General features: G+C 59.0%; 28 protein-coding genes, 1 tRNA gene and 1 other RNA gene. 14 read left to right on the top strand and 16 right to left on the bottom strand.

What is annotated here, in order from left to right; genetic code table 11:
• Positions 1–3: 3 nt before the first annotated feature.
• The 5 genes from E6W33_RS16575 to E6W33_RS16555 all read left to right on the top strand — a co-directional run bounded on the left by E6W33_RS16575 (position 4) and on the right by E6W33_RS16555 (position 5,060).
• Positions 4–2,070 (top strand): M3 family metallopeptidase, encoded by a 2,067-nt coding sequence (locus E6W33_RS16575; protein ID WP_136418422.1) that lies wholly within the window; start codon positions 4–6, stop codon positions 2,068–2,070.
• Between the two features lie 24 nt (positions 2,071–2,094).
• Positions 2,095–2,730: a glutaredoxin family protein gene (locus E6W33_RS16570; RefSeq protein WP_136418421.1), complete on the top strand. Its 636-nt coding sequence runs from the start codon at positions 2,095–2,097 to the stop codon at positions 2,728–2,730.
• A gap of 7 nt (positions 2,731–2,737) precedes the next feature.
• Complete coding sequence (locus E6W33_RS16565) at positions 2,738–3,163, top strand: DNA polymerase III subunit chi (protein WP_136418420.1); 426 nt, start codon at positions 2,738–2,740, stop codon at positions 3,161–3,163.
• Positions 3,160–3,573, top strand: a complete 414-nt coding sequence (locus E6W33_RS16560) for a hypothetical protein (RefSeq protein ID WP_136418419.1) — start codon at positions 3,160–3,162, stop codon at positions 3,571–3,573. The genes E6W33_RS16565 and E6W33_RS16560 overlap by 4 nt, the downstream gene beginning before the upstream one ends.
• A gap of 170 nt (positions 3,574–3,743) precedes the next feature.
• Positions 3,744–5,060: a D-amino acid dehydrogenase gene (locus tag E6W33_RS16555; protein ID WP_136418418.1), complete on the top strand. Its 1,317-nt coding sequence runs from the start codon at positions 3,744–3,746 to the stop codon at positions 5,058–5,060.
• A gap of 54 nt (positions 5,061–5,114) precedes the next feature.
• On the opposite strand, the gene E6W33_RS16550 is transcribed toward E6W33_RS16555, so the two are convergent.
• Positions 5,115–5,624 (bottom strand): Lrp/AsnC family transcriptional regulator, encoded by a 510-nt coding sequence (locus tag E6W33_RS16550; protein WP_136418417.1) that lies wholly within the window; start codon positions 5,622–5,624, stop codon positions 5,115–5,117.
• A 223-nt stretch (positions 5,625–5,847) separates the two neighbouring features.
• On the opposite strand from E6W33_RS16550, the gene E6W33_RS16545 reads away from it, so the two are divergent.
• On the top strand, positions 5,848–6,999 hold the full coding sequence (locus E6W33_RS16545; protein ID WP_136418416.1) for a branched-chain amino acid ABC transporter substrate-binding protein: 1,152 nt from the start codon (positions 5,848–5,850) through the stop codon (positions 6,997–6,999).
• 155 nt (positions 7,000–7,154) lie between these two features.
• Here the strand turns inward: E6W33_RS16545 and E6W33_RS16540 are convergent, their stop codons facing one another.
• Complete coding sequence (locus E6W33_RS16540; protein ID WP_136418415.1) at positions 7,155–7,463, bottom strand: c-type cytochrome; 309 nt, start codon at positions 7,461–7,463, stop codon at positions 7,155–7,157.
• A 163-nt stretch (positions 7,464–7,626) separates the two neighbouring features.
• On the opposite strand from E6W33_RS16540, the gene E6W33_RS16535 reads away from it, so the two are divergent.
• Entirely contained in the window at positions 7,627–7,845 is a 219-nt protein-coding gene (locus E6W33_RS16535; protein ID WP_136418414.1) for a TIGR04438 family Trp-rich protein, read from the top strand.
• Between the two features lie 59 nt (positions 7,846–7,904).
• On the opposite strand, the gene ilvD is transcribed toward E6W33_RS16535, so the two are convergent.
• Positions 7,905–9,779 carry a dihydroxy-acid dehydratase gene (gene ilvD, locus E6W33_RS16530; RefSeq protein ID WP_136418413.1) on the bottom strand — a complete coding sequence of 625 codons (1,875 nt, stop codon included), beginning with the start codon at positions 9,777–9,779 and terminating at the stop codon, positions 7,905–7,907.
• Between the two features lie 130 nt (positions 9,780–9,909).
• Here ilvD and E6W33_RS16525 point away from each other — a divergent pair, with 130 nt between their 5' ends.
• From E6W33_RS16525 to E6W33_RS16510, 4 genes are read left to right on the top strand one after another with little or no spacing between them, the layout of a single operon-like run.
• Positions 9,910–10,806, top strand: coding sequence for a LysR substrate-binding domain-containing protein (locus E6W33_RS16525; protein WP_136418412.1), 897 nt, complete (start codon positions 9,910–9,912; stop codon positions 10,804–10,806).
• Positions 10,807–11,604 (top strand): prolipoprotein diacylglyceryl transferase, encoded by a 798-nt coding sequence (lgt, locus tag E6W33_RS16520; RefSeq protein WP_136418411.1) that lies wholly within the window; start codon positions 10,807–10,809, stop codon positions 11,602–11,604. It abuts the gene before it with no gap.
• On the top strand, positions 11,604–12,377 hold the full coding sequence (locus E6W33_RS16515) for an enoyl-CoA hydratase-related protein (RefSeq protein ID WP_136418410.1): 774 nt from the start codon (positions 11,604–11,606) through the stop codon (positions 12,375–12,377). The genes lgt and E6W33_RS16515 overlap by 1 nt, the downstream gene beginning before the upstream one ends.
• Before the next feature lie 10 nt (positions 12,378–12,387).
• Positions 12,388–13,896 (top strand): malonyl-CoA synthase, encoded by a 1,509-nt coding sequence (locus E6W33_RS16510; RefSeq protein WP_136418409.1) that lies wholly within the window; start codon positions 12,388–12,390, stop codon positions 13,894–13,896.
• Between the two features lie 21 nt (positions 13,897–13,917).
• Here the strand turns inward: E6W33_RS16510 and E6W33_RS16505 are convergent, their stop codons facing one another.
• The 5 genes from E6W33_RS16505 to E6W33_RS16485 form a co-directional block, all read right to left on the bottom strand.
• Positions 13,918–14,721 carry a sulfite exporter TauE/SafE family protein gene (locus E6W33_RS16505; RefSeq protein ID WP_136418408.1) on the bottom strand — a complete coding sequence of 268 codons (804 nt, stop codon included), beginning with the start codon at positions 14,719–14,721 and terminating at the stop codon, positions 13,918–13,920.
• Between the two features lie 17 nt (positions 14,722–14,738).
• Complete coding sequence (locus E6W33_RS16500; protein WP_136418407.1) at positions 14,739–15,197, bottom strand: EVE domain-containing protein; 459 nt, start codon at positions 15,195–15,197, stop codon at positions 14,739–14,741.
• Positions 15,198–15,300: 103 nt separating this feature from the next.
• A non-coding RNA gene (gene ssrS, locus E6W33_RS16495) (6S RNA) lies at positions 15,301–15,481 on the bottom strand.
• A gap of 77 nt (positions 15,482–15,558) precedes the next feature.
• Positions 15,559–15,870, bottom strand: coding sequence for a cell division protein ZapA (locus E6W33_RS16490; RefSeq protein WP_136418406.1), 312 nt, complete (start codon positions 15,868–15,870; stop codon positions 15,559–15,561).
• Complete coding sequence (locus E6W33_RS16485) at positions 15,867–16,085, bottom strand: DUF904 domain-containing protein (RefSeq protein ID WP_136418405.1); 219 nt, start codon at positions 16,083–16,085, stop codon at positions 15,867–15,869. Before E6W33_RS16485 ends, E6W33_RS16490 begins: the two co-directional genes overlap by 4 nt.
• 154 nt (positions 16,086–16,239) lie before the next feature.
• On the opposite strand from E6W33_RS16485, the gene E6W33_RS16480 reads away from it, so the two are divergent.
• Positions 16,240–16,315 (top strand) — tRNA-Ala (locus E6W33_RS16480).
• Between the two features lie 39 nt (positions 16,316–16,354).
• On the opposite strand, the gene E6W33_RS16475 is transcribed toward E6W33_RS16480, so the two are convergent.
• The 4 genes from E6W33_RS16475 to E6W33_RS16455 all read right to left on the bottom strand — a co-directional run bounded on the left by E6W33_RS16475 (position 16,355) and on the right by E6W33_RS16455 (position 20,270).
• Positions 16,355–16,792, bottom strand: coding sequence for a sulfur transferase domain-containing protein (locus E6W33_RS16475; protein WP_136418404.1), 438 nt, complete (start codon positions 16,790–16,792; stop codon positions 16,355–16,357).
• 489 nt (positions 16,793–17,281) lie between these two features.
• Positions 17,282–17,860 (bottom strand): hypothetical protein, encoded by a 579-nt coding sequence (locus E6W33_RS16465; protein ID WP_136418403.1) that lies wholly within the window; start codon positions 17,858–17,860, stop codon positions 17,282–17,284.
• A gap of 63 nt (positions 17,861–17,923) precedes the next feature.
• Entirely contained in the window at positions 17,924–18,505 is a 582-nt protein-coding gene (locus E6W33_RS16460) for a hypothetical protein (RefSeq protein ID WP_136418402.1), read from the bottom strand.
• 445 nt (positions 18,506–18,950) lie between these two features.
• Positions 18,951–20,270, bottom strand: coding sequence for an aspartate aminotransferase family protein (locus E6W33_RS16455; protein WP_136418401.1), 1,320 nt, complete (start codon positions 20,268–20,270; stop codon positions 18,951–18,953).
• 143 nt (positions 20,271–20,413) lie between these two features.
• Here E6W33_RS16455 and E6W33_RS16450 point away from each other — a divergent pair, with 143 nt between their 5' ends.
• Positions 20,414–21,832, top strand: coding sequence for a PLP-dependent aminotransferase family protein (locus E6W33_RS16450; RefSeq protein ID WP_136418400.1), 1,419 nt, complete (start codon positions 20,414–20,416; stop codon positions 21,830–21,832).
• A 2-nt stretch (positions 21,833–21,834) separates the two neighbouring features.
• Here the strand turns inward: E6W33_RS16450 and E6W33_RS16445 are convergent, their stop codons facing one another.
• The 4 genes from E6W33_RS16445 to E6W33_RS16430 form a co-directional block, all read right to left on the bottom strand.
• Positions 21,835–22,287 (bottom strand): single-stranded DNA-binding protein, encoded by a 453-nt coding sequence (locus E6W33_RS16445; protein WP_136418399.1) that lies wholly within the window; start codon positions 22,285–22,287, stop codon positions 21,835–21,837.
• A 22-nt stretch (positions 22,288–22,309) separates the two neighbouring features.
• Positions 22,310–22,816: a siphovirus Gp157 family protein gene (locus E6W33_RS16440; protein WP_136418398.1), complete on the bottom strand. Its 507-nt coding sequence runs from the start codon at positions 22,814–22,816 to the stop codon at positions 22,310–22,312.
• Positions 22,813–23,733, bottom strand: coding sequence for an ATP-binding protein (locus E6W33_RS16435; RefSeq protein WP_136418397.1), 921 nt, complete (start codon positions 23,731–23,733; stop codon positions 22,813–22,815). The genes E6W33_RS16440 and E6W33_RS16435 overlap by 4 nt, the downstream gene beginning before the upstream one ends.
• A 203-nt stretch (positions 23,734–23,936) precedes the next feature.
• Positions 23,937–24,566, bottom strand: coding sequence for a hypothetical protein (locus E6W33_RS16430; protein WP_136418396.1), 630 nt, complete (start codon positions 24,564–24,566; stop codon positions 23,937–23,939).
• A 278-nt stretch (positions 24,567–24,844) separates the two neighbouring features.
• Here E6W33_RS16430 and E6W33_RS16425 point away from each other — a divergent pair, with 278 nt between their 5' ends.
• Positions 24,845–25,258 (top strand): hypothetical protein, encoded by a 414-nt coding sequence (locus tag E6W33_RS16425; RefSeq protein WP_136418395.1) that lies wholly within the window; start codon positions 24,845–24,847, stop codon positions 25,256–25,258.
• Positions 25,259–25,393 lie beyond the last annotated feature (135 nt).

The raw sequence follows: 25,393 nt of genomic DNA, 5'->3' as shown, positions 1-25,393 counted from the left end.
CTGATGAACTCCGCCTTGAATCCCCTGCTCGACTTCTCCGACCTGCCGCGCTTCGACGCGGTCAAGCCGGAACACGTGACCCCGGCCATTTCCGCGCTGCTCGATGAAAACCGTACGGTCGTCAAACAGCTCGAAGCGCCGATGCCGCAAGTGACATGGGATAACTTCGTCGAACCGCTCGACAACGCAACCGAAAAACTCGGCCGTGCATGGGGTATCGTCAGCCACCTGAACGCGGTGGTCGATACGCCCGAGTTGCGCGCGGCCTACAACGAGAACCTGCCCAAGGTCACCGAGTTCTGGACCGAATTGGGACAGAATCTCGCGCTGTTCGAGAAGTACAAGGCGCTCAAGGCGAGCAGCGAATACGCCACGCTGAATCCGGCGCGCAAGAAGATCATCGAAAACGCCTTGCGCGACTTCCGCCTCGGCGGCGCGGAACTGCCGGACGACAAGAAGGTGCGCTTCGCGGAAATCCAGGAAAAGCAGGCGGCGCTCTCCACGAAGTTTTCGGAAAACGTGCTGGACGCCACCAATCATTACGCGCTGTTCATCGACAAGGAATCAGACCTCTCCGGCCTGCCCGACGATGTGAAACAGGCAGCACGTGCCGCCGCGGAAAAGGATGGCAAGCCCGGCTTCAAGTTCACGCTGCACTTCCCATCCTACTTCCCGGTCCTGCAATACGCGGACAAGCGCGAACTGCGCGAGACCATCTACCGCGCCAACGTCACCAAGGCATCCGAACTCGGAGCCAATCCGGAATGGGACAACACGCAGAACATCGCCGAAATCCTGAAATTGCGCGACGAGGAAGCCAAGCTGCTCGGCTTCAGTAATTTTGCCGAAGTCTCGCTGGTGCCGAAGATGGCCGAAACACCGGAGCAAGTGATCGGCTTCCTCGAAGACCTCGCCAAGCGTGCCCGCCCATTTGCGGAAAACGACCTGGCCGAACTGCGTACGTTCGCAAAGAAGGAACTCGGCCTCGATACGCTGGAAGCCTGGGATGTCACCTATGCATCCGAAAAACTGCGCGAGCAGCGCTACGCGTTCTCCGAGCAGGAAGTGAAGCAATACTTCCCCGAGCCGAAGGTGATCGAAGGCTTGTTCCGCGTGATCCAGACGCTGTTTGGTGTCGACCTGAAACCGGATACCGCGACAGCGTGGCACAAGGACGTGAAGTTTTTCCGCATCGAGAAGGATGGCAAGCTCGTCGGCCAGTTCTATCTCGACCTGTATGCGCGCAATGGCAAGCGCGGCGGTGCATGGATGGATGATGCACGCGGCCGTCGCCTGACCAAATCCGGTGTGCAAACCCCGGTCGCCTACCTGACCTGCAACTTCACCGAACCCGCCGTGGTCGACGGCAAGGTCAAGCCGGCGCTGTTCACGCATGACGAAGTGATCACGTTGTTCCATGAAACCGGCCATGGTCTGCACCATCTGCTTACGCAAGTGGACGAGCTCGGCGTATCCGGGATTTCCGGCGTCGAGTGGGATGCGGTCGAACTTCCGTCGCAGTTCATGGAAAACTTTTGCTGGGAATGGGATGTGCTGCAGCACATGACCGCCCATGCCGAGACAGGAGAGCCGCTCCCGCGCGCATTGTTCGACAAGATGATCGCTGCGAAGAACTTCCAGTCCGGCCTGCAGATGCTGCGCCAGATCGAATTCGCATTGTTCGACATGCATTTGCATTTTGACCACGATCCCTACGGCAGCAAGATCGCCAAGGACGTGCTGGACGAAGTGCGCCACCGGGTTGCAGTAATGATTCCGCCCGATTTCAACCGATTCCAGAATTCCTTCGGCCACATCTTTGCCGGCGGCTACGCGGCAGGATACTATAGCTACAAATGGGCAGAAGTTCTGTCGGCCGACGCCTATGGCGCGTTTGAAGAAGCCGGCGCCGTCGGCGGCAATATCCTGTCGATTGAGACCGGCAGAAAATTTCAACGAGAAATTCTCGGCGCAGGCGGCGCGCGCACCGCGCTGGAGTCGTTCAAGGCATTCCGGGGACGGGAACCGAGCATCGATGCCTTGCTGCGCCACAGCGGCATGACATCGTAGGCATCGTAGTAATAGGGAGAAGAAATGAATCGTGTGCTGCAATCGTGTACGGCGCTGCTTTTGCTGGTCGCCGCAAGCGCTCATGCACAACTGTACAAATGGGTCGGACCGGACGGAAAGGTGACCTACAGCGATGTAGCGCCACCGGCATCGGCTTCGCGCGTGGAGACCAAGGACGTCGCACTCGGCAATGTCAGCACGGCGGGATTCCCGTTCGAGTTGTCGGAAGCGACGAAAAACCACCCGGTGACCCTGTACACGACACGAAATTGCGGCCCATGCGATGAAGGTCGCAAGCTGCTGACCACGCGCGGCGTTCCCTTCTCCGAAAAAACCGTCAACTCCGCGGAAGACGCAGCGCGCTTTCGGCAGGTCGCCGGAGAGGATGAACAGGTGCCAGTGCTTTTCGTCGGCCGCAACAAGCAGCGCGGCTTCGAGCCTGGTGCATGGAACAGTGCACTGACCGTGGCAGGTTACCCAGAAAGCAGCAAGTTGCCGAGTTCCTACCGCAATCCGCAGGCCGAACCTGCGGCACCCGCGCCGAAGCAGGCCGGCGGCAAGGCGCAGAATGCCGCGAGCGCCAACAAATCGACAGCGAACCCATCGGCGACCGAACTGCCGCCGGCCATCGGCAACGCACCTCCGGGATTCCGGTTCTAGTGTCATCATGACTCGCATCGATTTTCACAGCAACGTACCGGACAAGCTTGCCTACACCTGCCGCCTCGTGCGCAAGGCGCGTGCGGCGAATTGCCAGGTCGTGCTCCTGACCGGCGATCAAGCCGAACTGGCAGCGCTGGACCAGGCGCTCTGGTCATTTTCGGAGCTGGAGTTCCTGCCGCATGTGCCGCTTTCCGATCCGCTTGCGGCAAATACCCCTATCGTTCTCACCGCTGACGATCAGGCGGAAGTACCGCACTACCAGATCCTGGTCAATCTGTCGTCCCGCACACCGACACACTTCGCGCGTTTCGAGCGCATGTTTGAAATCATTTCCCGCGATCCGGACGATACCGCTGCCGGCCGCGAGCGTTACCGGTTTTATCAGCAGCGTGGCTACCCGCTGACGCATTTCACGGCAGATAAGGCATGAGCAATTCCTCGCTGGACGCCGGCATTCCGGTCCTGACAGAAATCATCCCGGCGCCGGCACCGGGCAGTGCCCCGGCACCGAAGCCGGCTGTCCCGCCGGCTCCATCCGTAGCGGCACAGAAAGATGACACCGCCGCCTTCGGCTCGCCAGCGCTCGCAGTGTTGGATGAAGAGCAATGGGAACGACTGGAACGCGAAGTCAGGGAGCGTGTCCTGGTGCAGGTGCTGGAGCGCGTCGACTTCGTGCTGGAGCAACGCGTTCGCGACAGCCTTGCAGATGTACTTCAAACCGCCGTTGGAAAACTGGCGGACGAAATCAAGGGCGGCTTGCACCACTCGATCAAGGACGCCGTTACACGCGCCGTCACCCAGGAAATTGCGAAGCTGCAGGCCGCGAAGAAACCGCTTTAATCAGCCCGGCCTGAAGGCATGGGCCGGCGCTCAATCGCATCAAGTTTGATCGTGCGCATGGCGCACGCTGCACAGAAAGGCGTACACAGGATGGCAGTGATGCGGAGGTAGATTCAACTCCAACTCCGCTCCTCCCATCATCTGCGACCACTACTGGAGAATCCGCTGTCATGAAGGTCATCGTACTGGGTTCCGGCATCATCGGCACCGCATCCGCATGGTTCCTCAACAAAGCCGGCCATGAGGTCACGGTCATCGAACGCCAGGCTGGCGTGGCACGCGAAACCAGCTTCGCCAACGGCTGCCAGATTTCCGTATCGCACGCGGAGCCATGGGCCAATCCTTCTGCACCCCTGAAGATCCTGAAGTGGCTCGGCAAGGAAGACGCCCCCCTGCTGTTTCGCCTACGGCCGGAATGGCTGCAGTGGATGTGGGGCCTGCGCTTCCTGCGCGAATGCACACCCGCGCGCGTGGCCGACAACATGCGCCAGATCGTCGCGATCGCCGAATACAGCCGACAGACACTGCAAGCGGTGCGTGCGGAAACCGGCATCGAATACGACCAGCTGACACGCGGCATCCTGCACTTCTACACCGACCGCACGGAATTCATGCATTCGCTGGAAGCCGCCAGGCTGATGCGTGAGTTCGGTTGTCCGCGCCAATCGATCAGCGCCGAGGAAGTGGTGAAGATCGAACCGGCGCTTTCCAGGATAGGGAACAGGATCGTCGGCGGCGACTACACCGCGACGGATGAGTCGGGCGACGTCTACAAATTCACCAGCAGCCTGGCCGACAAGGCCGCCGCCAGCGGCGCGCAATTCCGCTTCAATACCACAGTCACGCGCCTGCTGAAGGAAGGCAGCGGCGCCGGCGCGAAAATCAGCGGCATCGAAGTCATCAATCCGGATGGCAGGTACGAAGTCCTGCGGGCCGATGCCTACGTCATGGCGCTGGGCAGCTTCTCGACACCCCTGCTCAAGCCTCTCGGCATCAATCTGATGATCTATCCTGGCAAAGGCTACTCCGCGACATACGACGTCATCAGGCCGGATGCGGCACCGACCGTATCCTTGACCGATGACGGCTACAAACTGGTGATTTCCCGCCTCGGAAACCGCCTGCGTGTTGCCGGCACTGCGGAAATGAACGGCTACTCCCGTGAATTGAATATGGCACGCTGCGATGCCATCACGCGGCGCACGCGCGAACTGTTTCCGGATGCCTGCGATTACGATCATCCCGCCTACTGGGCGGGTCTGCGTCCGGTAACGCCGTCGAACGTGCCCTATATCGGCAAGACTCGCTTTGCCAACCTGTTCCTCAATACCGGACACGGCACACTGGGCTGGACCATGGGCTGCGGATCGGGGCGCGCCATCGCCGATATCATTTCCGGTCGCAAACCGGACGTGGACTTTGCATTTACCGGCATTCCCTATCGCAGACAGGGCGGAATTCCGAATACGCGCCCCGCGCAAGCCTGATCGCGCTTCGATGTGCGGGAACCTCCGGCCCTCTCGACGTTCGCGGCGAATGCCTTACTTCGGAACGCGCACCTGTATCTCGGCGAGTTTTTCATCGAATGCGATGCGCGTCGCGAATTTCGCGCGCTTCATCGGAAAGCGGGATTGAAAGTGGCGGACATTGCCTGAGCCGGAAATCACCTTCCGGACAAATTGATAGTAGGCGTCCATGTCAATCACGTGCACAACGAGGAAATAATCGTACTCACCCGAGACGAAGTAACACTGCATCACCTCGGTTTCCTTCGCCATGCGCGCCTCGAATTCCTGCATGTGCTCATCCGACTGATTGTTGAGCGACACCTCGAGAAAAGCCAGCATGCCGTAGCCGAGAGCAAACGGATCCACCATGGACACGTCCGCACTGATGATGCCCGCCTCTCGCAGATCGCGCACCCGCCGCAGGCAGGTCGGCTGGGAGATATGTACCTTCTCCGCCAGGGTCCGGGTCGGCATCTGATTATCCTTCTGCAGCAGGTTCAACAGCTTGCGGTCAACCTTGTCGAGTGCATGGAATTTAGGCATATAAAAATCGAAGAATGTCGGAAAAAACCACAGAAAAACTCTTTGCGAACGGTTTTTTCTGTTGTACCGTCTGCCTGTTCAGAAAACTGAATAGAAGCAAGGCTCTGAAAAGCGTCACGAGAAGTCCGAAAAAACCCCGCCCGTGCCGCCACGTTTCGGTAGCTTCCAAATAGGTGAGTGTTGCAGTAACCCTGTGTTTTTTCAATCCTTAGGAGGATATTTTATGCAGTTCAAAACAAAAATGATTCCGTTGGCCGGCGCGATTGCATTTGCCTTTGCAGGTGCCGCATCGGCACAGGAACTGGTCGTCAAGATCGGCCACGTCGGCCCGATCTCCGGCGCCATCGCCCACCTCGGCAAGGACAATGAAAACGGCGCGCGCATGGCCATCGACGAGCTCAACGCCAAGGGCGTGACCATCGGCGGCAAGAAGGCCAAGTTCGAACTGCTGGCCGAAGACGACGGCGCCGATCCGAAGCAGGGTACTGCAGCAGCGCAGAAGCTGGTCGATGCCAAGGTCAACGGCGTGATCGGCCACCTCAACTCCGGCACCACCATTCCGGCCTCCAAGATTTACTTCGACGCAGGCATTCCGCAAGTCTCCCCGTCCGCAACCAACCCGAAATACACGCAGCAAGGCTTCAAGACCGCCTTCCGCGTGGTGGCCAACGACGGCCAGCTGGGCGGCACGCTGGGCCGTTATGCCGTGCAGATCAACAAGGCCAAGCGCATTGCGGTGATCGATGACCGTACCGCTTACGGCCAGGGCGTGGCGCAGGAATTCATCAAGGGCGTCAAGTCCAAGGGCGGTGCCGCGGAAATCGTGGCCCAGCAGTACACGAACGACAAGGCAACCGACTTCAACGCGATCCTGACCGCGATCAAATCCAAGAATCCTGACACCGTGTTCTTCGGTGGCATGGACGCGGTGGCCGGCCCCATGCTGCGCCAGATGAAGGCACTGGGCATCAACGCCAAGTTCATGGGCGGCGACGGCATCTGCTCCGAAGGTCTGGCACAACTGGCCGGCGACGCACTGGGCGATGGCCAAGTGGTGTGCGCCGAAGCAGGCGGTGTGGAAGAAGCACAGAAGAAGGGCATGGAAGATTTCCGCGCCGCATACAAGAAGAAGTTCGGCACCGACGTGCAGATCTACGCACCGTACGTCTATGACTCCGTGATGGTGATGGTCGAAGCCATGAAAAAGGCCGGCTCGGCCGAACCGGCGAAGTACCTGCCGGAGCTGGCGAAGATCAACTACAAGGGCGTGACCGGCAATATCGCATTTGACTCCAAGGGCGATATCAAGGACGGCACCCTGACGCTGTACACCTACAAGGGTGGCAAGCGCGTCCAGGTGGCTGTGACGAAGTAATTCGCGGCACCTTCATGACAAAAAGCCCTGGCCTCGGCCGGGGCTTTTTTCTGCGCGCTGCCATTTGATCCGACGAACGTCGCGCAGCGCAAAAGCGATTCCCCAAAAAGAAAAGCGCCCTTGCGAGCGCTTTTCATTCGTGATCCGTTGCCGGATTATTTCTGCGACAGCACCCACTTCACCAGGGTGCGCGCTTCCGCTTCGTTCACTTGTGCGTTTGCAGGCATCGGGACTGCACCCCACACGCCGCTGCCGCCCTTCAGGACCTTTTGCGTCAGCTTGTCTTCTGCGTCTTTCTGACCTGCATACTTGGCGGCGACATCCTTGAATGCCGGGCCGACCACCTTGTTTGCCACTGCATGGCAAGCCAGGCAGTTCTTCGCTTTCGCCAGATCGGCATTCGCCATCGCAGCATTGGAAACCAGTACGCCTGCAGCCAGGAAAACCAACAATGAAGCTTTCATTACTTTCTCTCCATGAAAAAATCCGGACAAATTGCCGGTGAACTGGACATGCACCTTACCTGTTCCAGTGAAAAACGGCAAGTTGTAACGCGTGGTTGACAGCATGAATTGACCGTTACAATGTTTCACAATATCCTGCCAGAAAGCCTAGCCCGGAGCAGTCATGCCTATCATCATCGCCATTGTTTTATTGTCAATTCTGAAGTACTTCGAATTCGGGCTGGTGGCGGATCTTTCGTGGTGGTGGATTGTTGCTCTGCTCGGTGTGGCCTTCGTCTGGTTCGAATTCATCGAGCGCATGCTTGGCCTGGACAAGCGCAAGGCACATGAGCAACTGGAAAAAGCGCGCAAGGAACGCGTCAAGAAAACCTTCAAGAATTAATTACAAATGAACAAGGGCGGCAAAGTTGCCGCCCTTGTCACATCAATACAACAGCGCGACTATTTCTTTAACTGCGACAAATCGCGCACCGCTCCGCGGTCGGCGGACGTGGCCATCGCCGCATAAGCCTGCAGTGCCTGGGACACCACCCGCTCCCGATTTTCCGGCTTCCATGCCTTGTCGCCCTTGGCTTCCATGGCTGCCCGGCGTTGCGCCAGTTCGGCGTCGCTGATCTTCAGGTGAATGCGACGTTCCGGAATATCGATCTCGATGGTATCGCCATCGTTCACAAGGCCGATCGCACCGCCCTCCGCCGCTTCAGGCGATGCATGACCGATCACCAGGCCCGACGAACCGCCCGAGAAACGGCCGTCGGTAAACAGCGCGCAAGCCTTGCCCAGGCCCTTGGACTTGATATACGAAGTCGGGTATAGCATTTCCTGCATGCCTGGACCGCCCTTCGGACCTTCGTAACGAATGATGACGACATCGCCTTCCTTCACGACATCGCCAAGGATGCCTTCCACCGCTGCATCCTGGCTTTCGAACACGCGCGCCTTGCCGGTGAATTTCAAGATGCTTTCGTCGACGCCGGCAGTCTTCACTATGCACCCCTTCTCGGCAAGGTTGCCGTACAGGACCGCAAGACCGCCATCCTGCGAGTACGCATGTGCCTTGTCGCGTATGCATCCATGCTCTCGATCCGTGTCGAGCTTGTCGTAACGCTTGTCCTGCGAGAACGCAAGCTGCGTCGGCACGCCGCCGGGCGCAGCGAGGAAACGCTGACGCACAGCGTCGTCCTGGTTCAACATGATGTCGTTGGCCGCAATCGCGTCACCCAGCGTCTTGCTGTGCACGGTCGGCAGGCTCGCATCAAGCAGGCCGGCACGATTGAGCTCGCCGAGAATGCCGATAATGCCGCCGGCGCGATGCACGTCCTCAATGTGATAGTCCTGCGTCGCCGGCGCGACCTTGCAAAGGCAAGGCACCTTGCGTGAAATACGGTCGATGTCAGCCATGCTGAAATCCACACCCGCTTCCTGTGCAGCAGCCAGCAGGTGCAGCACGGTGTTGGTCGAACCGCCCATCGACACGTCAAGAGCCATCGCGTTTTCGAACGCAGCCTTGCTTGCGATACTGCGCGGCAGGATCGAAGCATCGTCCTGCTCGTAATAGCGCTTGGCCAGTTCCACCACCAGGCTGCCGGCCCGCAGGAACAACTGCTTGCGGTCCGCATGGGTCGCGACGGTCGTGCCGTTGCCCGGCAGGGACAGGCCCAAGGCTTCGGTCAGGCAGTTCATCGAATTGGCGGTAAACATGCCGGAGCAGGAACCGCATGTCGGACAGGCGGAACGCTCGATGTCGGCCACCTGCGCGTCGGAGACGGTCGGGTCGCCTGCCTGGATCATCGCGTCGATCAGGTCGACCTTGATGATCTTCTGCATGCCTTCCTGCTTGCCGTGCAGCGCCTCGATCACCTTGCCCGCCTCCATCGGACCGCCGGAGACGAACACGACCGGAATGTTCAGACGCATCGCGGCCATCAGCATGCCTGGGGTGATCTTGTCGCAGTTGGAAATACAGACCATGGCGTCGGCGCAGTGCGCATTCACCATGTACTCGACCGAGTCGGCAATCAGTTCGCGAGACGGCAGCGAATACAGCATGCCGCCATGGCCCATGGCGATGCCGTCATCCACCGCGATGGTATTGAATTCTTTCGCCACGCCACCGGCCGCTTCGATTTCGCGCGCGACCAGCTGCCCCATATCCTTCAGGTGCACATGGCCCGGTACGAATTGCGTGAACGAATTGACCACGGCAATGATCGGCTTGGTGAAATCGCTATCCTTCATGCCGGTGGCACGCCACAAGGCGCGGGCGCCGGCCATGTTGCGGCCGTGGGTGGTAGTACGGGAACGGTATTGCGGCATGGTCAGTCTCCAGAAATTTGTCTGCGCACAGGCGCCTGCTTCCTGCCGGAATCAGGCCAAACGCCTAGAGTGCCTTGCGCAAAGCCGCGTGTCAAATATATGATTCATTGCTCATTAATACGAATTGCATATGAATATTGAGTTGCGGCAATTACGCTATTTCGTCGCGGTGGCTGAAGAAAGCCACTTCGGACGGGCCGCCGCTCGCCTCCACATGACGCAGCCGCCTTTGTCGCAGACCATCCAGTCGCTGGAAGCGGCTCTCGGCGCGCAACTATTCGTGCGCACCAAGCGCAGCGTTGCGCTGACTCCTGCCGGCTTCGCCCTGCTGCCTGAAGCACGACGCATCCTGCAGCAGGCGGGCGCGCTGCCGGATCTGGTGCGGCGCGCAGCATCCGGGGAGTCGGGCCTGCTGTCGCTTTCCTTCGTGTCGACAGCCGATTACAGCGTCCTGCCGCCCTTGCTGCGGGAGTTTCGCGAGCGCTATCCGCAAGTGCATATCGAGTTGCGGGAAGCGACCACCGACGTGCAACTGGAAGACCTGATGCAAGGCCGTATCGATGCCGGGCTCCTGATACCGCCGCTGCCCGACAAGGCAAGAGCCGAGCTTGACTACCTGACAGTACTGTCCGAACCGCTGGTTCTGGCCGCCCCAAAGGGTTTGACGTCCTTGCGCGGCAAGAGCGTCGTCAATCTCAAGGCGGTGGCAGACATGCCATTGATCATTTTCCCCAGACGCATCGCCCCTGCTTTTCATGATGCGATCGTCGGCTGTTTTCGCGATGCCGGCCTGACGCCGCATATCGGCCAGGAGGCGATTCAGATGCAAACCATCGTCGGGCTCGTTTCAGCCGGCATGGGCATCGCGCTTGTGCCACAATCCGTGTCGAACCTCAAGCGTCCCGGTGTCGAATACAAGCCGCTGTCAGGCAAGACCGTTACCATCGAAACAGGTCTTGCCTGGCGGCGCGACAACATGTCACCGGTGCTGCGCACTTTTCTCGAATTATTGCGAAAGAAACGATAAATGCTGATCCATCCCCTTCCCGACCCGATTGCATTCTCCATCGGCCCGCTCAAGGTGCACTGGTACGGTCTGATGTATTTGTTCGGTTTCATCCAGTTCCTCGTTCTCGGCCGCATTCGCGCCCGCCAGCCGCACATGGCTGCCGCAGGCTGGAAACCGGAGCAACTGGATGACATGCTGTTCTACGGCGTGCTCGGCGTCGTCCTTGGCGGCCGACTGGGCGAGGTGCTGTTTTACCATCCCGAGTATTACTTCACGCATCCGCTGGAAATCATCGCCATCTGGAAAGGAGGCATGTCCTTCCATGGCGGATTTCTCGGCGTACTGATCGCCATGTCCCTATGGGCGCGCAAGGCGGGCAAGCATATCATCGACGTGTACGACTTCATCGCGCCGATGGTGCCGCTTGGTTATGCCGCAGGGCGCATCGGCAATTTCATCAATGCCGAACTGCCCGGCCGCGTCGCCGATCCCTCGCTGCCATGGGCAATGATCTGGCCGAACGTCGACAATCTGCCGCGCCATCCGTCGCCGATCTACCAGGCTCTGGTCGACGGCCTGCTGCTGTTCATCATCCTGTGGATTTATGCGCGCAAACCGCGGCCTCCGCTTGCCGTCGGCGCGATGTTCGTCGGGCTGTATGGCCTGGCGCGCTTCACGACCGAATATTTCCGTACCCCGGATTATGAAGTCAGTTTCGCAGGCATCACGATATCCGCCGGACAAATGCTGTCCCTGCCGATGATCGTATTCGGCGTGATTGCCTTGATCGTCACTTATCGCAAACATCGAAGCTAATGTCGGAAATCCGTATCGAAAAAAATGACGTCGTTGCCACCGTCGTCATTTCCAATCCGCGCAAACTCAACGCAATCAGCGTCGCAATGTGGAACGCGCTGACACATGCATTCACGGTCCTGTCGCAGGATGAGTCGCTGCGCTGCGTGATCGTGCGCGGCGACGACCACAATTTCGCGGCCGGCGCCGATGTAGAAGAGTTCTCCACTGTGCGCAACACCATGGCTCAGGGAATCCGCTATCACACCGAGACTATCGCGCAAGCATTGCACGCGATTTCGCACTGCCAGCATCCGACGATCGCCGCGATCGAAGGCATTTGCGTAGGTGGCGGGCTCGAGATTGCGTGCGCCTGCGACTTGCGCATCGCCGCGCCATCGGCACGCTTCGGCATTCCGATCAACCGCCTCGGCTTCCCGCTTGCCCCAGGAGAATTGCAACACCTGCTGCAACTGGTCGGAAAAGCGGTAGTGCTGGAAATCCTGCTTGAGGGCCGCGTGTTCGATGCAGCCGAAGCGAAGGACAAAGGATTGATACACCGCGTCGCCGACGACGTTCCGGCTGAAGCTGTCAGAACTGCAAAGCGCATCGCGCAAGGGGCTCCGCTCGCTGCCCGCATGAACAAGCGCTTGGTGAACCGTCTTGCCGCGCAGCCGGAACCGCTGACCGATCAGGAATTGCGCGAATCCTTCGCTTTCCTCGCCTCGCAGGATTACCGCGAAGGCGTACAAACCTTTCTCGCCAAGCGCAAGCCGGTATTTTCAGGGAAATAATATCGCCACCATGAACGCCAATCTGTACGCCCTCTTTGCATCCCGTTTTCCGCAAGACCGCACCGCCTGCTGCATCGAAACGCACGACGGACTGTTCTATTCGTGGAGTGACCTGGACCGCGCCACCGCGAAAATCGCCAACCTGCTGGCAAGCCTGAACCTGCCGAAAGACTCTCGCATCGCAGTGCAGGTGGAAAAATCGCCGGAGGCGCTCATCCTTTATCTGGCGACGATCCGCGCGGGATATGTTTATCTTCCGCTCAATACCGCCTATCGTGCGGCCGAGATCGAATATTTCATCGGCGATGCCGAACCCGCCGTCGTGGTCTGTTCGCCGCAAAACTTTGGCTGGGTATCGAAGATCGCCTTCAAGGCCGGCACGCAACATGTCTTCACGCTGGGCGACGATCGTCAGGGTTCGCTGCTGGTGCGCGCGGCACTGCAGTCGAACAGCTTCGACACTGTCGAACGCCGTCCGGATGAGCTTGCCGCGATCCTGTACACATCGGGCACCACCGGCCGCAGCAAGGGCGCGATGCTCACGCACGACAATCTCGCTTCCAATGCGAAGGTGCTGCACGACTACTGGCACTGGCAGCCGGGCGATGTGCTGCTGCATGCGCTGCCCCTGTTCCATGTGCATGGCCTGTTCGTCGCATCGCATGGAGCGCTGCTCAATGGCAGCAAGATGATCTTTCTGCCGAAATTCGATGCCACGGAAGTAATGCGGCATCTGCCACGCTCAACCGTGTTCATGGGCGTGCCGACGTACTACGTGCGGCTGCTGGCGGAATCGGCCTTCGACAAGAACGTCTGCGCGAACATGCGGTTGTTTGTATCCGGCTCGGCGCCGCTGCTGACCGATACCTTCAATGAATTCATCGCCCGCACCGGCCACACCATCCTGGAACGCTACGGCATGAGTGAAACGACGATGCTGGTGTCCAATCCGTATGACGGGAAACGCGTCGGCGGCACCGTCGGCCTGCCTTTGCCGGGCGTGTCGGTACGCGTGGTCAAAGGCGACGGTGCTCCGTGCGCAACAGACGAGATCGGCGATATCCAGGTAAAGGGACCGAACATCTTCAAGGGGTACTGGCGCATGCCGGAGAAGACTGCTGAAGAATTCACGTCGGACGGTTATTTCAAAACCGGGGATGTCGGCAAGTTCGACGCAAACGGATACCTGTCCATCGTCGGCAGAAGCAAGGATCTGATCATCTCCGGCGGCTATAACGTCTATCCGAAGGAAATCGAATCTTTCATCGATGAGATGGACGGCGTGACCGAATCAGCGGTGGTCGGCGTGCCGCATCATGATTTTGGCGAAGCGGTGACCGCGGTGATTGTCACACGCCCCGGAGCGGCAGTTTCCGAAGGCGACGTGATCGGGTACCTCAAGTCGCGCATTGCCAATTTCAAGGTACCGAAGCGGGTATTCTTCCTGCAGGATCTGCCGCGCAACACCATGGGCAAGGTGCAGAAGAATGTGCTGCGCGAACAGTTCAAGGATGCCTGAGGCAATCGCTCAGGCATGGGATCATCGGAAGGATTTGTACATCATGTATCCGGCCAGCAGATACAGCATGATGGCGAAAATCTTCTTCAGACTTTTCACCGGCAGGCTGTGCGCGGTCCTGGCGCCGAGCGGCGCGGTCATCACGCTGGCGAGCGAAATCACGAGCAAGGCCGGCAGGTAAATGAAGCCCAGCGCGCCGGGCGGCAGATCGGGCACCTTCATGCCAAAGTAAATGTTGGACAAGGTGCCCGCCAGTGCAATCGGAAAACCCAGCGCGGCGCTGGTCGCGACAGCATTGTGGATCTTGACGTTACACCAGGTCATGAAGGGTACCGACACGAAGCCGCCACCCGCGCCGACCAAACCCGCCAGGACGCCAATCGCGCCGCCCGCCGCAAACATGCCGGATGCTTTCGGCAATTCACGCGAACCCCCTGGCTTTTTATCCAGCAGCATTTGCGTCGCGGAGAACGCAACGAACACCGCGAAGGACAAGGCGAGCGCGGCTGAATTCATTTTCGCGCCGATCCAGGGACCGACCCAGGAACCGATGAGGATGCCCGGTGCAAGCAGCTTGACCACGGGCCAGAGTACGGCGCCGCGCCCATGATGCGCGCGCACCGACGACAGCGAGGTGAACATGATGGTACCCAGCGAGGTCGCGATCGCCATGTGCACAATCTGCTCTGGCGGGAAATGCTTCGCCGTCAGAATCATGGTCATGAACGGCACCAGCAGCATGCCGCCGCCGATCCCAAGCAGGCCCGCTGCGAATCCGACAGCTGCGCCGAGTACCAGCAGCCCGGCGATCAGGGAGATGTCCATCCGAATGTTTCCTGAAATTATGAAAGATGCTGGATGATACACCGCCATTCGGAAGGCGTTATCGGGGTGATGGAGAGGCGATTGCCGCGCTTGAGGACCTGCATGTCGGCCAGCTCGGGAAGCGCGCGAAGGTCGGCCAGCGTCAGCAGCCGCGTCTTCCTGATTGCGCGCACGTCAACCATCATCCAGCGCGGGTTTTCACGCGTGGACTTGGGATCGTAGTATTTGCTTTTCGAGTCGAACTGGGTCTCGTCCGGATAGGGCGCACTGGCGACCTCGGCAATGCCTGCGATGCCCGGCTCCGCACAACTGGAGTGATAGAACAAGACACCGTCACCGGCGCGCATTGCATCGCGCATGAAATTGCGTGCCTGGTAGTTGCGCACACCGAACCATGCCACGGTCTGATTCGGTGCCGCGAGCGCATCGTCGATGCTCACTTCATCCGGTTCGGATTTCATCAGCCAATACTGCATTCGATCATGTCTCCATCAGGGAGTGAGCACCAACGCCGCCCCTGCATCAATCCAAGTATGGCGCACAAAAAAAAAGCGGCTGCATGAATGCAGCCGCTCGTGAATTAGTCCCGCCTGTGCCGTCTTTGCCGGCATCCCGAACCTTACGGTTCAAGGTGGTCGCAGTTAGTTCAATTTCGGGTTCATCGGACTAGCGACGCGCACGCCCATCGAACAAAATTCCGCGACCGATGCACATAAATGGTTCAAGGAATATATGGCAATCGCGAACACGGCAGGAGACTTTAGTGTACCCGAATCACGCTGCATGTCAAAGACTTTGCGGAAAAATTTCCTGGCGCTTTCGGAGCGCCGCAGCGCATCAGAAAAGGTTCTCTTGCGGTGCAAGCGCAGCATCCAGCACGGTATGCATTGCTGCAATTTTCTGCTTCACTTCCGAGACCGTCATGCCGGAGAACGGGCCTTCCTCGGACTTGGTCGAGAGCAATTCCGCGGCGATGCCGAGCGCTGCCATCACGGCGATGCGATCGTTGCCCTTCACCTTTCCGGCATCGCGAATCGCACACATCCGGTCGTTCAGATAATTGACAGCCTGCTGCAGCGTCGCTTCCTCACCTTCCTTGCACGCCAGGCGGTATGGCGTACCCATGATCGTCACGTCAAGCTGGATCATGCCGCCTCCTCATTCTGCTCGTCGGGTGCGGGAATCTTTGCCAACAGTGCGGATACGCGGTGATACGCCTCCTCGATGCGCTTCGACAGCTCGGCATTCTCCGCAGAGAGCGAAGCCATCGTCAGCCGCAAGTCGGCGTTTTCCCGTCGCAGGGACTGCGCCAGTTCGGCGAGCTGCGTGACTTTTTCGGAAAGTTGATGAAAATCGGAAATCATCCCGTCACTATAGTGGGCCGGACGAATTTCCGTCAACAGATTCAATCACTTGTAGATGTTTTTTGAAAACACACCTGAAACCACGTTTTTGATCAAGCAAATCCGGTTGACCCCTTGCATCAAACAGCACGAGTCAATAGAATCAAGTTCCATGGGGGCGGTAGCTTAGCTGGGAGAGCGTCGCGTTCGCAATGCGAAGGTCGGGAGTTCGATCCTCCTCCGCTCCACCATATTCACCAGTCTGTCAATTTCGCGCATCGACCGATGCGTCACCGTGCCTCATCCGACGCCACCGCCGCGACAAACGCGGAAAATTCCGGCGAGTTCTCCAGATCGAATCCCATTGCACGCGCTTCTTCAAAGGTGCGCTGCGCAGTCCAACCATGCCGTTTCGCTTTGCTCAAGCTCAGCAGCATTGCAGCGCGCGCGCCGCTTGCGCAATGGATGAGAAACGGACCATCTTTCTCGCGCATGACGCGATCCAGTTCATTGATCTGCTCCTCCGAGAGATCTGTCTTGTTCACCGGGATGTTCACGTAGTCCAATCCATTGTCGGCCGCAAGTGTTTCATTTCGCTTTTCGGTCTCATTCGGCAGTCTGAAATCGATCACGGTCCTGATCCCGAGTTGCCTTGCCTGCTTCAGATCTTGATCGCTCGGTTGCGGGCCGATGAAGATGCTGTCTTCAAGCTGCTTGAATCGATTCATGGCCACTCCTTTCGAGTTTCGGCAGGATTACCCCTGTTGGCTGTCTGTCATCCTTGCGCAGTATCGGGCGAGTTTGTCCGGGAGATCGGCAGGGCAAACGCCACACTGCCTGTTACCCGGAACGGCACGGTCGATGAACTTCGGATATGGCAGGTTCAGGCCGGCCATGATCTCCTTGAACTGCTCCAGCGTCCTTCCTTTGCCGAGACGGGGATTGCGCTCCTTCTCTTGCGCGATGGAAGAGACGTGGCATTTGTTGTTCAAGAGCGAGCATGGCCGCAGGTGCCGAACAACATCGGTAGGCAACCGCAAGCGCGCCGATTCACTATGACCGCTCTGCCTCGCTTGCAAGAGCGACAACTAGCTGTAATGAAACTATGACTACGCGCTCCTGCCGGAAGTTCTATCGTTTTCCACCGGGCGAAGCGCGTGCGCGGACTTCGTCCATCCGCGCTAATGAAAGGAGCGGCGAAGAAATCGCCGCTGATATTACTGGCAGTTAACCTGGACGTTTGTCACGTTGCCCGAACCCATCACGGCCGTTCCGTTCGTCACGCTGCATGTCAATCCCGGCGGCTGCGTCAATACCGCAACCCCATAGACGGCTCCCTGCGCAACGGCTGTCGGAAAGACATACGAAGTGCTGTTGGCGCTGATGCTCACGGTATCGCTGCCATTGACAAGCACGAGCGGTCCGGCAGTCAGCCCGGTGATCGTTCCACCCAGCGTATAGGTATTCTGGCTGCAGGAGACGTTCACCCACGTAATCGGTATGCCGGTGGCGGAGCCCTTGGCGTTGACCAGGTTGCAGGTAATGCCGACAGGTTGCGACAGGATCGTCACGTTGTAGTCCGCAAAATTGTCGATCTCATCCGGAAACTTGTAGGAAGTCGCATTGGCGGGAATCGTGATGGTGCTGTTGCCATTCGCGAGCGCCAGTCCGTCGCGCGTCAGGCCGGTCACTTTCCCGCCCAGCTCCACTGTCGAATGCCCGCCGCCGCACGCGGCGAGTCCGGCCAGCACGGCCAGGCTAAGGAACGCGCGAATATACCCGCTGAATGTCTGCATGAAAATCTCCGGAAATCTGGTTTGTGTATAGGAATGCATTGAGGTCGAAACTGCCGGGTTTTGTCAGGAGCAAGTGACTTGCACGTTGACCACATCGCTTGTACCCATGTATCCCGCGCCGTTCTGGACAGTGCAGGTCTTCCCAGTCGGTTGGGTAAGGATGGTGACTCCGTAGGCGAAGCCGCCACCGACCTTCACCGGGAAAGCGAAAGTCGTGGCGTTGGCCGCAGGGCTGACGGTATCGCTGCCATTGGCGAGCACCAGGCCGCCTGCGGTCAGGCCGGTAATGGTTCCTCCCAAGGTGTGATTCGGCGCGCACGTCACCTGCACATTGCTGATGTCCGATGAACCTGCGATGCCTGCGCCGTTGGCGACAGCGCAACTGATGTCGGCAGGTTGCGCCTGAACCGTGACGTTATAGGCGGCGCCGACGTTGACGCGATAGGGAAAGGTGAAGCTGGCTGCATTGGTGGCGATCGCAACCGTGCTGTAGCCATCCGACAGCGTGAGCGATCCGGACGTCAATCCGGTGATGCTTCCGCTCAGCGCGACATTGCTAGAACTGCTGCCGCCGCCGCAGGCGCTCAGGCCACTGACGAGAGCGAAAACCAACAATGGGCGCACATACGATGACGGCTTTTTCATGAGTTCTCCAGAAAGATAAGTGTTTGTTGTCAATACCGTGATACATGCGGGCGCTCTTCAATCATCGCCATCCCGCCTTCTCTGCATATGCAGCACATGCCGCGCATGCCGCCATGCTGAACCGCATCGGCAATGGGTTCGCAAGCAATGGCGCGCGGTCTCTGGTTTTTTTGCAATCACGCTTGCGCGCAGGAATTCTAGCCTGTTGCGGATCATGCCGTCCATGTCGTAACGCTTCTCTGCCGTCTTTTCGCTGAAATCATGGCAGCCCGCGTTCAGGATGGCGGTCGAGACTGCCTTCCTCCGCTTTTCCGGGGAGCATGATGGCCTGGATTACTGCTTTGAGAAGGGAAACAGGCCCGTGGTATGCAGGGCCAGAGTGGATGCGTAACGGAGCCGTCGGATCAGGAAGGCGGCCGACCGTGAAGCCGGCCACCGGCTCGCGTCAATCGAGCGTCTTGAGGATGTCGGCCAGCTTGCCGAACAGTTCGTCGATGTGCTTCTTTTCGAGGATCAGGGGCGGCGACAGCGCGATGATGTCGCCGGTCACGCGAATCAGGATGCCTTCGGCGAAAGCCCGTTTGAATGCATTCATTGCACGCGCGCCGGGCTTGCCGGGAATGGACGCCAGTTCGATACCCGCGATCAGCCCGATATTGCGCAAGTCGATGACGTTCGGCAGCCCCTTGAGCGAATGCACCGCATCTTCCCAATAGCTTGCGAGGCTGCCGGCGTTCTCCAGCACCTTTTGCTCCGCGAATACGTCGAGCGTGGCAAGCGCCGCTGCGCAGGCGAGCGGATGGCCGGAATAGGTATAGCCATGGAACAGTTCGATGCCCGCAGGTCCGTCCATCAGCGCATCGTGAATCGCCTGCTTGACGAATACTGCGCCCATCGGCACCACGCCATTGGTCAGGCCTTTCGCGGTTGTCACCAAGTCCGGTTCGACATCGAAATAATCGAAGGCAAACGGCGTCGTCAGGCGTCCGAAGCCCGTGATCACTTCGTCGAAAATCAGCAGGATGCCGTGCTTGGTGCAAATCTCGCGCAAGCGCTTGAGATAGCCCTTCGGCGGAATCAGCACGCCGGTCGATCCAGCCACCGGCTCGACGATCACAGCGGCGATGTTGGAGGCATCATGCAAGGCGACGATGCGCTCCAGTTCATCGGCAAGATGCGCGCCCCACGCCGGTTCACCCCGGGTGAAGGCGTTTTCCTGCAGATTGTGCGTGTGCGGCAGATGATCCACACCGACCAGCAAGGGTCCGAAGGATTTGCGATTGCCGGCGATACCGCCGACCGACATGCCGCCGAAACCGACGCCATGATAGCCGCGCTCGCGCCCGATCAGACGGGTGCGCGACCCATCGCCACGCACGCGATGGTAGGCCAGCGCGATCTTGAGAGCGGTATCAACCGATTCCGAACCTGAATTGGTGTAAAACACCTGGCTGAAACGGCCGCCGGTGTATTGCTTCAAACGCTCCGCCAGCTCGAATGCGGCCGGGTGCCCCATCTGGAAAGACGGCGCATAGTCGAGCGTGGCGATCATTTCCTGCACCGCCTTGACGATTTTCGGCTGCGCGTGTCCGACCGGCACGCACCACAAGCCGGCCGTGCCGTCGAGCACTGTATTGCCCGCGACATCGCGGTAATACATGCCCTCCGCCGACACCAGCAGGCGCGGGCTCGCCTTGAAATCGCGGTTTGCCGTAAAGGGCATCCAGTAGGCGGACATGTCTTGAGACTCTGGCTGTTGGCTCATTGCTCTATTCCGTAATCTAGTTGGTTGTGCAGCTCATTATTGCAGCTACAATTCGCATTGTTAGATACACTTCGCATTTACCCGAAAAACTGTACTGCCCATTCATGAGCACTGTACTGCCGACAGTGCATAGACAGGCAATCATGGCGCGACAACGACCCGAGAACTTCAACCTGGCACTGGATGCTGATTCCGAGCTCGGCCTCGTCGACCAGGTATCTGCGGCGCTTGCCCGAATGATCGAGAGCGGCCAACTGCGCACGGGCGAGCGTCTGCCCTCGGTCCGCCAGTTTGCCTCCGCGCAGGGCATCAGCATTTCCACTACCGTCGAAGCGTATGAACGGCTGGTCGCCACCGGGCTCGTCCTTGCCCGGCGCGGCGCCGGCTTCTTCGTGCAACAACGGGATGCCGCACGAAACGCCGGGCGGCCGGTCATCCCGTCCAATCCGATGATCGATTCCGCCTGGCTGCTGTCGGAAGTATTCGCCGACGACCGGGTGCCGATCAAGGCCGGCTGTGGCTGGCTGCCGAACAAATTGCTGGACGCCGAAGGTTTGCACCTGGCCGAACGACGCGCGGTACGCGCCTCCGCGACGCAGCAAGTCGGGTACGGCCATCCCTACGGTTATGTGCCCCTGCGGCAGAGCATTGCGCAGTTTCTTGGCCGCTGGGCGCTGGAAGTATCGCTCGATCAAGTGGTCACGACGCACGGCGCGACGCAGGCACTCGACCTGATCGTGCGAACCATGATCAAGCGCGGCGATACGGTGCTGATGGAAGATCCGGGTTATTGCAATCTGCTGGCGATTCTGCGACTGGCGGACGTGAACGTAATCGGCGTGCCGCGCCTGCCGACGGGCGTGGACATCGACGCACTGGAGCGATTGGCACGCGAGCACCGGCCGAAACTGTTTTTCACCAATCCGATCCTGCAGAATCCGACCGGCACCTCTTACACGCCGGCTTGTGCCATGCGCGTGCTGCAGATCGCCGAGCGGCATAATTTCTGGGTAGTGGAAGACGACTTGTACCGTGAGCTGGCGCAGCCGACCGATCCCATGCTGGCTGCGCTGGACGGTCTGCAGCGCGTGATTTATGTCGGTGGATTCTCGAAGACCATCGCACCTTCGCTGCGCATGGGATTTGCCGCATGCCGGCCTGAACTTGCGCGCGAGCTGGCACGCACCAAGATGGCCCTGACGCTGACCAGTTCCGAACTCACCGAACGGCTGGTACATACCGTGCTGACCGAAGGGCATCACCGCAAGCATGTGGAGCGCCTGTCGGCATCGCTGATGACCTCGCAGGCACATATCGGCGCCAGACTGGAAAAGGTCGGCCTGATCCCGTTTGCAGCGCCGCGCGGCGGCATGTTCTATTGGGCCAGGCTCGATCGACCGGACATGAGCGCGCGGGAGATTGCAGACCGAGCGCTGCAAAAAGGCATCTGGCTGGCGCCGGGCGAGTTCTTTCAACTATCCGAGCCCGCCTATCCCTGGTTTCGCTTTAACGTCGCCTATTCGGATGCGCCGGAGCTGATCGAGTTTTTCCGCAAGCTCTAACCCTAGAATGGAATCGCGTCATCCTCGTATTCATAGCGCGCAGGCTGCGGCCGTGCCTGTTGCGACGTGGTGGCCGCCTTGCCGTCAACATGCGTTTCTTCGTCGGACTCATGGTTGGAAGGCCGCGCGCCAAGCATGCGCATGTCGTCCGCAATGATCTCCGTCACGTAACGATCCACATCATCCTTGCCGGTCCACTTGCGCGTCTGCAAGCGCCCTTCGACATAGACGTGCGATCCTTTTTTCAGATACTGGCCGGCGATTTCGGCGAGCTTCCGATACAGCACGATGCGATGCCATTCCGTCGCCTGTTTCTTTTCGCCGCTGGCCTTGTCCTTCCATGTCTCGGTGGTGGCGAGCGCAAGATGCGCGACCGCGTCACCGCCCATCGTGGTGCGCATTTCGGGATCGTGTCCGAGATATCCGATCAGAGTCACTTTGTTCAGTGTAGCCATGACAATCTCCATGTGGATTGATCTAATGAATTTCTAGCCGTACACCCTGCTCACAGTGGGCACCCGGCACCGGCATCCCGGCCTTCAGCGCCGCAGCGATCGCTTTCTTGTTGGGCGTCGGCGGCGGAGGTTCGTGATAGGTCAGATAGGTCGGGGGCAATTCGGCGGCAGAGTCGACGACCACCACCGGCGGATTCTTCTTGACTGCGATCGAGAACAGCGCTGTCGTTGCTCGATCGCGTTGCGCCATCCGCATGACATCGAGAATCAGTTTGCGACCGCGCTCCGCAGCACGCTGCAAGGCGGCATGCCGGGCTTCGAGGCCGGCAATGGTCTCTTGCACGCCGCGATCGGCGGACTCGATGTTGCGCACCATTTTCGCCAGGTTCTCCAGCTGCTCGTCGAGCGGTCCGGAAATGCTTTCCAGCGTATCCGCGATCACCTGCTCATCGTCATGCCGATCGGCCAGCAATTCGGCAAGCTGCCTGTACTGCGCAGCGAGTTCGAAGGCTTCAAACACCGGATTCATGCTGGCTCTCCCATTTCCTCATGTTCTTCCAGCTCGGCCTTGCGCCTGTCCTTTGCCTGGGTCAGTTCGGACAACGCAGCCGAATCGGACAAGGCGTTGGCGGCGCGATAGGCGGTGGAGAAGGCCTTGAACAGCTCATCCAGCGAACGCGCATGGTCGATGGAATCGATCAGCTCGTTCTTTTGATCGGCGAGCATCGTCTTGCGCATGATCGGGAAATCCTCTCCGGAATCCAGCCAGCCAAGAAGCTTGTGTCCGGTCTCGATTTCAGGGCGGAAGATCATGTTGTCGAACAAGCGTGTGCGGTCCTTGCCGACGTAGGCCATGTGCTGCACGTCGAGTTCGAAGAAGGTGGTGAATTCGTATTCGATGCCGTCGCGCATGATCGGCGCCAGGCCGATTTTGCGCACCACCTGCTTGCCGGTCCGCTCGTCCTTCTCCTGCACGTATTCCGTCTTTGCGCGCATGGTTGCGATGATGTGGCAAGGGCTTTGCAGCAAGGCCTCGACCAGCGCGTTATGCTCCGGCGTCACCTGCCGCCATGCCTGCCAGCTATTGCCCGACTTGTCGGCGATCTTGCCCTGACGGTCGAGCGAACCACCTTCGCCGCTCCATGCATGCGTCAGACTGTCGACGATGATCGTGGAAACACCGGCATCCTCAAGCGCATGAATCGCTTCAATATACCGGCTGGGCGTGTACGGCGGCGTCAACGACAGCACGTCGTAGCCTTCCGGCAGCAGATCGGCGTACAAGTCGCCGCTGCCATGTTCGGTGTCGATCATGCCGATGCGGCCACCCAGGCCGCTGGCGATCAGCAATGCGGAATAGGTTTTGCCGCTGCCCGCGGGCCCCGACATGCCAAGACGCAGCTTGGCCCGGCGTTTCGTCGCACGATGAATTTCAAATGTACTCATGATAAGTCGCTTCCTTTCCTTGTCCTCGTTTTCAAACTGCTCAAGACGGCCAAGTTGCGCATACCACTGCAGTCCGCCGTCATCAACATCAGCGTGGCAATCCATTTCCTATCCTCGACGAATCGATTCGATTCATCTTTCCTGCGACCAATAAGGTTGCTTTAATAAACGCACTGACTCGCTTCGTTTTCCCGTCGCTCAGCTCAGTGCAAGCTTTTCATTTCCAGACGCGCGATGATCTCTTTGGCCTCCGTCGTGACAGTGGCTTCCGGTAACAACTGTTCGACATGCGCAGCGGACAAGCGCCGCTTCTCCACCGCCTCCAGCAGCACGCGCCTGCGACCAGCGACATCGCTGCCCAGCGACGGTACCCAGTGCGGCGGCACATGCCGCAGTCGCGCATCGAGCACCGCTTTCGCATAGGTGTCGCGAAACGCCATGCGGGCACCGCCGACATCGCCCGCATTCAGCAATTGCAGTGCAACGCCCCATGCCTGGGCCATTTCATCCGTCCAGACCACTGAACTCAGTTCGCTTCTCGGCATCATCGACCATGCCTCATCCGCATCCGGCCTTCCATCGTCGATGCGCGCGAGAATGTCCGGAATCTTCACGGGCCCCTGCAATTCCTTCCGACAGCGCGACAAAGCAGCCAGCACTGCCGCTTCATCAAAATCGCTCAGATCGCCGGCCAACAATTCGGCCGCAGCAGGAGACAATGCCTGGCCACAGACCTCTGCCGTCAGTGCAATTGCTTCGACCAGCAGTCGGCTTGGCGCCTCGCACGCACCGGTGGCGTACGTGTCCGTGTTTGTCCATCGTGGGTAATGCATTTCCTTCTTTCCCATAAAAATCCGGCCATCAGCCGCCGGCTTTACGCTTGCTTCGCATGCATACCTGGCGGCATGAATGTTTGACCATGGCACTATTGCGCCTGGTCATCCAGGCTTGAGCAAAACGCAATGCAACGCAAAAATGCTTCCAATTTGGTTGTATTAGATCAACAAAAAATCGACTTCCTGAGTTACACTGTTTTGCGGCAAGCAGCTCAGGCAAATGCAGCTCCTACCCGGTCCCGAAACATCACGCTGCGACCAAAGGAATATTCGATATGACGATGGACAGCGCAAAAATCAGACACAAAAACTTTCAGAAACTGTTTGCCGATTTCATCGACCAGCACCCCGATCTTCCACAACGCGGCATGCTCAAGCTGTTCGCGAACAAGTTGAATTTGTCAGACCGCTATCTCAGCCATATCAAATGCAACCGCAAGAACATCGGGAGCAACATCGCCCGCTCGATCGAGGAGCAGTTGGAGCTGCCGCATGGCTGGATGGATCGCGAGCACGACACACTCCATATGCCTGTCGATGAAAAAGAAAAACTGTTCGTCGAAACGGCCCTCACTCTATTCCGATCCCAACCGACGGAAGCGCGCGAAATGATGATTGATTTGCTGCGCCAGCGCCTTCAGGCACCAAAGCGACAGCAGGCAAAATATCGCGAACGAAACATCGACTGAAGCGAGTTTCACGCATATAGCATCTTCGGCCGCGCCATCCTCGTTCGCGTAAATACAGCCCCGATCCATTTCTTCTCATATCAACAATCCCGAATGCAGGCTCCCCGCATTCCGCGGTGGCTCAGGTCTGTTTCA

This window comes from Herbaspirillum sp. ST 5-3 (assembly GCF_004804275.1).
GTDB lineage: Bacteria > Pseudomonadota > Gammaproteobacteria > Burkholderiales > Burkholderiaceae_D > Noviherbaspirillum.
The sequence above is the reverse complement of the archived record's forward strand: the minus strand, read 5'-3'. Positions and strand labels throughout refer to the sequence as shown.

Bases quoted from the DNA above. Each gene is read 5' to 3' on its own strand.
- E6W33_RS16425 (WP_136418395.1), top strand. From the start codon at position 24,845: ATGACGATGGACAGCGCAAAAATCAGACACAAAAACTTTCAGAAACTG.
- E6W33_RS16435 (WP_136418397.1), bottom strand. From the start codon at position 23,733: ATGAGTACATTTGAAATTCATCGTGCGACGAAACGCCGGGCCAAGCTG.
- E6W33_RS16560 (WP_136418419.1), top strand. From the start codon at position 3,160: ATGAGCAATTCCTCGCTGGACGCCGGCATTCCGGTCCTGACAGAAATC.
- E6W33_RS16540 (WP_136418415.1), bottom strand. From the start codon at position 7,463: ATGAAAGCTTCATTGTTGGTTTTCCTGGCTGCAGGCGTACTGGTTTCC.
- E6W33_RS16440 (WP_136418398.1), bottom strand. From the start codon at position 22,816: ATGAATCCGGTGTTTGAAGCCTTCGAACTCGCTGCGCAGTACAGGCAG.
- E6W33_RS16555 (WP_136418418.1), top strand. From the start codon at position 3,744: ATGAAGGTCATCGTACTGGGTTCCGGCATCATCGGCACCGCATCCGCA.
- E6W33_RS16515 (WP_136418410.1), top strand. From the start codon at position 11,604: ATGTCGGAAATCCGTATCGAAAAAAATGACGTCGTTGCCACCGTCGTC.
- E6W33_RS16505 (WP_136418408.1), bottom strand. From the start codon at position 14,721: ATGGACATCTCCCTGATCGCCGGGCTGCTGGTACTCGGCGCAGCTGTC.
- E6W33_RS16550 (WP_136418417.1), bottom strand. From the start codon at position 5,624: ATGCCTAAATTCCATGCACTCGACAAGGTTGACCGCAAGCTGTTGAAC.
- E6W33_RS16485 (WP_136418405.1), bottom strand. From the start codon at position 16,085: ATGATTTCCGATTTTCATCAACTTTCCGAAAAAGTCACGCAGCTCGCC.
- E6W33_RS16570 (WP_136418421.1), top strand. From the start codon at position 2,095: ATGAATCGTGTGCTGCAATCGTGTACGGCGCTGCTTTTGCTGGTCGCC.
- E6W33_RS16445 (WP_136418399.1), bottom strand. From the start codon at position 22,287: ATGGCTACACTGAACAAAGTGACTCTGATCGGATATCTCGGACACGAT.
- E6W33_RS16490 (WP_136418406.1), bottom strand. From the start codon at position 15,870: ATGATCCAGCTTGACGTGACGATCATGGGTACGCCATACCGCCTGGCG.
- E6W33_RS16525 (WP_136418412.1), top strand. From the start codon at position 9,910: ATGAATATTGAGTTGCGGCAATTACGCTATTTCGTCGCGGTGGCTGAA.
- E6W33_RS16475 (WP_136418404.1), bottom strand. From the start codon at position 16,792: ATGAATCGATTCAAGCAGCTTGAAGACAGCATCTTCATCGGCCCGCAA.
- E6W33_RS16460 (WP_136418402.1), bottom strand. From the start codon at position 18,505: ATGAAAAAGCCGTCATCGTATGTGCGCCCATTGTTGGTTTTCGCTCTC.
- E6W33_RS16455 (WP_136418401.1), bottom strand. From the start codon at position 20,270: ATGAGCCAACAGCCAGAGTCTCAAGACATGTCCGCCTACTGGATGCCC.
- E6W33_RS16545 (WP_136418416.1), top strand. From the start codon at position 5,848: ATGCAGTTCAAAACAAAAATGATTCCGTTGGCCGGCGCGATTGCATTT.
- ilvD (WP_136418413.1), bottom strand. From the start codon at position 9,779: ATGCCGCAATACCGTTCCCGTACTACCACCCACGGCCGCAACATGGCC.
- lgt (WP_136418411.1), top strand. From the start codon at position 10,807: ATGCTGATCCATCCCCTTCCCGACCCGATTGCATTCTCCATCGGCCCG.
- E6W33_RS16565 (WP_136418420.1), top strand. From the start codon at position 2,738: ATGACTCGCATCGATTTTCACAGCAACGTACCGGACAAGCTTGCCTAC.
- E6W33_RS16465 (WP_136418403.1), bottom strand. From the start codon at position 17,860: ATGCAGACATTCAGCGGGTATATTCGCGCGTTCCTTAGCCTGGCCGTG.
- E6W33_RS16450 (WP_136418400.1), top strand. From the start codon at position 20,414: ATGGCGCGACAACGACCCGAGAACTTCAACCTGGCACTGGATGCTGAT.
- E6W33_RS16510 (WP_136418409.1), top strand. From the start codon at position 12,388: ATGAACGCCAATCTGTACGCCCTCTTTGCATCCCGTTTTCCGCAAGAC.
- E6W33_RS16535 (WP_136418414.1), top strand. From the start codon at position 7,627: ATGCCTATCATCATCGCCATTGTTTTATTGTCAATTCTGAAGTACTTC.
- E6W33_RS16500 (WP_136418407.1), bottom strand. From the start codon at position 15,197: ATGCAGTATTGGCTGATGAAATCCGAACCGGATGAAGTGAGCATCGAC.
- E6W33_RS16575 (WP_136418422.1), top strand. From the start codon at position 4: ATGAACTCCGCCTTGAATCCCCTGCTCGACTTCTCCGACCTGCCGCGC.
- E6W33_RS16430 (WP_136418396.1), bottom strand. From the start codon at position 24,566: ATGCATTACCCACGATGGACAAACACGGACACGTACGCCACCGGTGCG.